This is a genomic window from Mediterraneibacter sp. ICN-202921, assembly GCF_037890075.1.
GTDB classification, from domain to species: Bacteria; Bacillota; Clostridia; order Lachnospirales; family Lachnospiraceae; genus Mediterraneibacter; species Mediterraneibacter massiliensis.
The window spans coordinates 1-5117 of record NZ_JBBKBE010000029.1; the positions used below are offsets into that span (position 1 = coordinate 1).

General features: G+C 45.8%; 3 protein-coding genes and 7 tRNA genes. 8 read left to right on the forward strand and 2 right to left on the reverse strand.

Features of this window, described 5'->3' with window-relative positions:
• The first annotated feature begins 28 nt into the window (after nt 1-28).
• The 8 genes from WKT01_RS13555 to WKT01_RS13590 all read left to right on the forward strand — a co-directional run bounded on the left by WKT01_RS13555 (nt 29) and on the right by WKT01_RS13590 (nt 1095).
• Nucleotides 29-101, forward strand: a tRNA-Asn gene (locus tag WKT01_RS13555).
• 61 nt (nt 102-162) lie between these two features.
• Nucleotides 163-234 (forward strand) — tRNA-Glu (locus WKT01_RS13560).
• A 46-nt stretch (nt 235-280) separates the two neighbouring features.
• A tRNA-Thr gene (locus WKT01_RS13565) sits at nt 281-353 on the forward strand.
• Between the two features lie 28 nt (nt 354-381).
• Nucleotides 382-455, forward strand: a tRNA-Ile gene (locus tag WKT01_RS13570).
• A 25-nt stretch (nt 456-480) separates the two neighbouring features.
• Nucleotides 481-554, forward strand: a tRNA-Asp gene (locus tag WKT01_RS13575).
• 47 nt (nt 555-601) lie between these two features.
• Nucleotides 602-674: transfer RNA gene (locus WKT01_RS13580), tRNA-Val, on the forward strand.
• Nucleotides 675-677: 3 nt separating this feature from the next.
• Nucleotides 678-763 (forward strand) — tRNA-Leu (locus WKT01_RS13585).
• A 200-nt stretch (nt 764-963) separates the two neighbouring features.
• Nucleotides 964-1095 carry a hypothetical protein gene (locus WKT01_RS13590; RefSeq protein ID WP_267304283.1) on the forward strand — a complete coding sequence of 44 codons (132 nt, stop codon included), beginning with the start codon at nt 964-966 and terminating at the stop codon, nt 1093-1095.
• 90 nt (nt 1096-1185) lie between these two features.
• Here WKT01_RS13590 and malQ read toward each other — a convergent pair whose 3' ends face one another.
• Together malQ and WKT01_RS13600 are read right to left on the reverse strand one after the other, a co-directional pair.
• Nucleotides 1186-2667 (reverse strand): 4-alpha-glucanotransferase, encoded by a 1482-nt coding sequence (gene malQ, locus WKT01_RS13595; RefSeq protein ID WP_117975502.1) that lies wholly within the window; start codon nt 2665-2667, stop codon nt 1186-1188.
• 49 nt (nt 2668-2716) lie between these two features.
• Nucleotides 2717-4969 carry a glycogen/starch/alpha-glucan phosphorylase gene (locus tag WKT01_RS13600; RefSeq protein WP_340312732.1) on the reverse strand — a complete coding sequence of 751 codons (2253 nt, stop codon included), beginning with the start codon at nt 4967-4969 and terminating at the stop codon, nt 2717-2719.
• Between the last annotated feature and the right edge of the window lie 148 nt (nt 4970-5117).

Here is a 5117-nt window from a genome sequence, read left to right on the forward strand (position 1 = left end):
CAGGGTATATCCTGAAGAATAGTTATATTCCTCCTTAGCTCAGTCGGTAGAGCACTCGGCTGTTAACCGAGTTGTCGTTGGTTCGAGTCCAACAGGGGGAGGTTATAGACCGTAAGCACATACTTGCGGTCTATAAAAATATAAGAGGTAATTTTAATATTTGGCTCCGTGGTCAAGCGGTTAAGACATCGCCCTTTCACGGCGGTAACACGGGTTCGATTCCCGTCGGAGTCATTGAATGTAGTTTGCCGATATGGTGCAATTCAATAAAATTGAATATGCCGATGTGGCTCAATTGGCAGAGCAGCTGATTTGTAATCAGCAGGTTATCGGTTCGAGTCCGATCATCGGCTTTGTTCCTATATGGGACATATTTAATGTGGACCTTTAGCTCAGCTGGTTAGAGCAATCGGCTCATAACCGATCGGTCCCGGGTTCGAGTCCCTGAAGGTCCACTATTTAAAAACAGAATATAAGCAAGGCCCAGTGGCTCAGTTGGTTAGAGCGCCGCCCTGTCACGGCGGAGGTCGAGAGTTCGAGTCTCTTCTGGGTCGTTGACATCAATTATAATTAGGTATATAATAATTTTTGATGTTGAGATGGAATCTTAGCTCAGCTGGGAGAGCATCTGCCTTACAAGCAGAGGGTCATAGGTTCGAGCCCTATAGGTTCCATATGCCGCAGTGGCGGAACTGGCAGACGCCCGGGACTTAAAATCCCGTGGGTAGTGATACCCGTACCGGTTCGATTCCGGTCTGCGGCATTGAAAAGCCTCTGATTTTCAGGGGTTTTATTTTTTTGTGTTGCATTTCGTGTTACATAGTTGCTCAAAATGATTATTTGTGATGTCGGACATTTCTTTAACTTTGCTTTCCATAGCATGTCTGTGTATATAGCCTTTAATACCCCGTCATTTTCCCAATCTGCCCGCTGTATTATGTAGGCATCCGGAACGCCAAGAGCGTGCTGGATACATTTGAGGCACTCTCCGAGGAAGAAAAGACAAGCAGGATGAAGGCAGCAGAAAAGAAATACAGAGCTGCCGGAGCAGACGCTGTTGTAAGAGATATACGAGGGATACTGGAATATATTTAGAAGTTGAGAAAAACACTGTATCAAAACCGCTGCATATAAGCATAACGGTGATACAGTGTTTTTAACAATGCGCCGGAAGAACACGCTTTATCAGCTGGAGAGCCTTCCATACAGCTTTGTCATATGCTTCAGCTGTGCTGCCAGTTCTTTTGTGAGCTGCTCATTTGTAAGCCGCCATGTCCAGTTGCCTCCTAGGGTAGAAGGCGTATTGATGCGGGCGTGTTCGTCAAGGCAGAGACAATCCTGGATCGGAATGACACATAAATTAGCTACACTACTCATCGCCATGGCGATAAAATCCCAGGACAGGCTGTCTGTATCCAGAAGTGGCTTGTGTAGGTATTCCGCCGCAAAATCTCGGCATTCTTTCGGCGCGTGGCGATACCAACTGCGGGTCGTATCATTGTCATGTGTCCCGGTATATACAACGCAGTTGGCAGGATATGTGTAGGGAAGATAATTGGATGACTCCCGGTCGTCAAAGGCAAATTGGATGACTTTCATACCGGGAAAACCGCTGTCTTTTAGTAAGTTTAACACACTGTCTGTAAGAAAACCTAGGTCTTCTGCAATAATAGGCAGCTGTCCCAATTTCTTTTCTATAGTACGGAAAAAATCTAGTCCTGGTCCAGGCATCCACTGTCCGTGTTCCGCTGTTTTATCACCGTAAGGAATCGCGTAATATTCATCAAAGCCACGAAAATGGTCGATCCTTACAATGTCATATAATTTTAAACTATGTGCGATACGACGTGTCCACCAGGCATAGTCCGTTTCCTTATGATACTGCCAGTTGTAAAGAGGATTGCCCCAGAGCTGTCCGGTGGCAGAAAAGGCATCCGGCGGACAGCCGGCAACATGGACTGGAGTATGATTTTCTGTGAACTGGAACAGATTTGGAGCCGCCCAGGTATCTGCACTGTCAAAGGCTACATAGATGGGGAGATCGCCAATGATCTGTACGGCATTTTTATTCGCATAGGCTTTCAGTTGTGTCCATTGTTTGTCGAAGGTAAACTGTAGGAAAGAATAGAAACCGATCTCGTCTGCATACAGTTCCTTGGCCTTCCTTAAAGCATCCGGCTGACGGGTGCGCAGAGGCGTTTCCCAGGAAGACCAGGGCATGCCGTCATGAGCGTCTTTGACTGCCATATAAAGGGCATAGTCAGACAACCACCAGGTGTTTTGTGAAATAAAGGTTTCATATGTCTTATCAGGGCAAAAACGCTGATAGGCTTTACGCAGGATTCCAAATCTTGCGTGATAGAGTTTTTCATAATCAATAGAAACAGGATCTCTCCCAAAATCGTAAGCTGCGCATTCTTGTTCTGTCAGAAGATGTTCTTCAATCAGAGTTTGTAAATCTATGAAATAAGGATTTCCAGCAAAAGTGGAAAAGGACTGGTAGGGCGAATCGCCATATCCGGTCGGCCCCAGGGGCAGGATCTGCCAGCGGGTCTGTCCCGCTTCCTTTAAAAAATCAATAAATGCATAGGCTTCTTTAGAAAAGCAGCCGATGCCATACTTAGACGGCAGAGAAAAAACAGGTAATAAAATGCCGCTTGCTCGCATAATGCTTCCTCCGGTGTTTAAATCGTTTTATTGTCAGGTGTGTAAGTCTTTACAGTCGCCATATATCGCGGTTGTATTCTGTTATAGTGCGGTCAGAAGAGAAGAAACCTGCATGGGCGATATTCACCAGCATCTTTTCTGCCCAGGCAGTCCTGTCTTCATATGCCCGCAGTGCTTCCTCTTTTTTCGCCTTGTAAGCTTGGAAATCCAGCAGTGTCATAAACCAGTCTTTCGTAAGCAGTTCATTTTGCAGGCGTGTCAGCTGTTCTTTGTTTCCAATGGAAAGCAGTTCTTGGCCCGTTATAAAATCTATGGCTGCTTGAATGTCCTTATCCTTTTCATAATACGCTTTTGCTGAATAGTCGGCGTTTTTATAATAGCGGATGACCACATCACTGGATGCGCCGAACAGGAAGATATTCTCATCACCTACTTGTTCATGTATTTCTACATTGGCGCCGTCTTCTGTGCCGAGAGTTATGGCTCCGTTCAGCATGAATTTCATATTGCCGGTACCGCTCGCTTCTTTGGAAGCAAGAGAGATCTGTTCCGAAATATCGCAGGCAGGGATCAATTTTTCTGCTTTTTCCACGGCATAATTTTCAACCATCACAATCTGCAGATAAGGAAGGACATCCGGATCGCGCCGGATGAGTTCCTGCAGACAGAGTATCAGATGGATGATGTCTTTGGCGATCGTATAAGCAGGAGCCGCCTTTGCGCCGAAGATAGCGGTAATCGGCGTGGAGGGCTTATTGCCGGCTTTGATCTGCAGATATTTATCGATCAGATACAGTGCGTTCATCTGTTGACGTTTGTATTCGTGTAAGCGCTTGATCTGGATATCAAAGACGGAATCCGGATCAAGCGTGATATCTTGCGTGCTTTTTAGATACTCACATAGTCGTCTTTTGTTTGTATATTTTATTTCCAAAAGTTGGCGCAGGATTTCCGGATCTGTTTTGAAACGGAGAAATTCTTCCAACTGAGCCGGTTCTTTATAAAAGCCGGTGCCAATGCAAGAGACAAGCAGCTGTGTCAGCAGGGGATTGCAGTGGAGCAGCCACCTGCGGAAAGTGATTCCATTCGTTTTGTTATTGAACTTTTCCGGATAGATCTGATAGAAATTATGCAGTTCATTTTTCTTCAAGATCTCCGTGTGCAGGGCGGCAACGCCATTGACGCTGAAGCCATAGTGGATATCTATATGAGCCATGTGGACGGTATCGTTGCGGTCAATGATAGCGATGCTTTCATCGGTAAATTTCCTTCGTACTTTATCATCCAGGATCTCAATGATAGGAACCAGGGACGGGACAACTTTCTGCAGGTAAGAGAGCGGCCATTTTTCCAATGCTTCTGCCAAAATGGTATGGTTCGTATAGGCGCAGGTCTTGGAGACTACGGCGATTGCTTCATCCATTGTAAGGCCTTTTTTGGTCAGAAGCCGGATGAGTTCGGGGATCACCAGAGTCGGATGGGTGTCATTGATCTGGATGACTGCATAATCCGGAAGATCCAGGAGCGTACATCCTTTTGCCGTACATTCATCCAGTATCAACTGCGCGGCACAGCTGACCATGAAGTACTGCTGGTAAATTCTGAGAAGGCGTCCATTTTCATCACTGTCATCAGGATAGAGAAAGAGGGTGAGGTTTTTGGGGATATTTTCTTTGTCAAAGGTGATCCCGTCATGTACGATCTCTTCTGCCACGGTATCCACATCAAAAAGATGGAGCTTGTTAGTGCGGTTTTCATATCCGGTCACGGCAATGTCATATATTCTGGAATGCAGAGTAAAACCACCGAATTCTACAGGATAGGTGACGTCTGTCTTTTCCAGCCAGCTTTTTTTTTCAATCCAGGGATCAGGTGTCTCTTTTTGAAGAAAATTTTCAAAGGTCTGTTTGAAAAGTCCCAGATGATAGTTGAGACCAATGCCGTCTCCGTTAAGTCCCAGTGCGGCGATAGAATCCAGAAGGCATGCGGCGAGGCGGCCAAGTCCGCCGTTGCCAAGAGATGGCTCCGGCTCCAGTTCCTCGATTTCACTTAAATTCTTGCCATTTTGCGCAAGAAATGCTTTTACTTCCTCATAAATTCCAAGATTGATCAAGTTGTTGGACAGAAGTTTGCCAATGAGAAACTCGGCGGAAATATAATAGAGTTTCTTTTTGCTGTCAGCTGCTTTTTTGCCGGCAGCCGCTTCTTGCACAAGGGCAAGAAGCGCGTGATAGATTTCTTTATTGGAAGCCTCCGAAACGGATTTTCCAAGGTACCGGGGCAGTGTTTCCTGTATATGCATAGTAGATCTCCTTTCACAGTTCAGAACCACTCATGAGCAGAAAGAAAGCGTCAAGGTGGCGTATATCAGATTTATTTTAGCATACTATGCAGGAAAAATGTAGAGGAGGAGAGAAATCCCTCTGCTTGCGCCGGGGAGCGATTTAGTA

What these genes read in the sequence shown, in the direction of transcription:
- malQ (WP_117975502.1), bottom strand. Translation starts at nt 2,667, where the DNA reads ATGCGAGCAAGCGGCATTTTATTACCTGTTTTTTCTCTGCCGTCTAAG.
- WKT01_RS13600 (WP_340312732.1), bottom strand. Translation starts at nt 4,969, where the DNA reads ATGCATATACAGGAAACACTGCCCCGGTACCTTGGAAAATCCGTTTCG.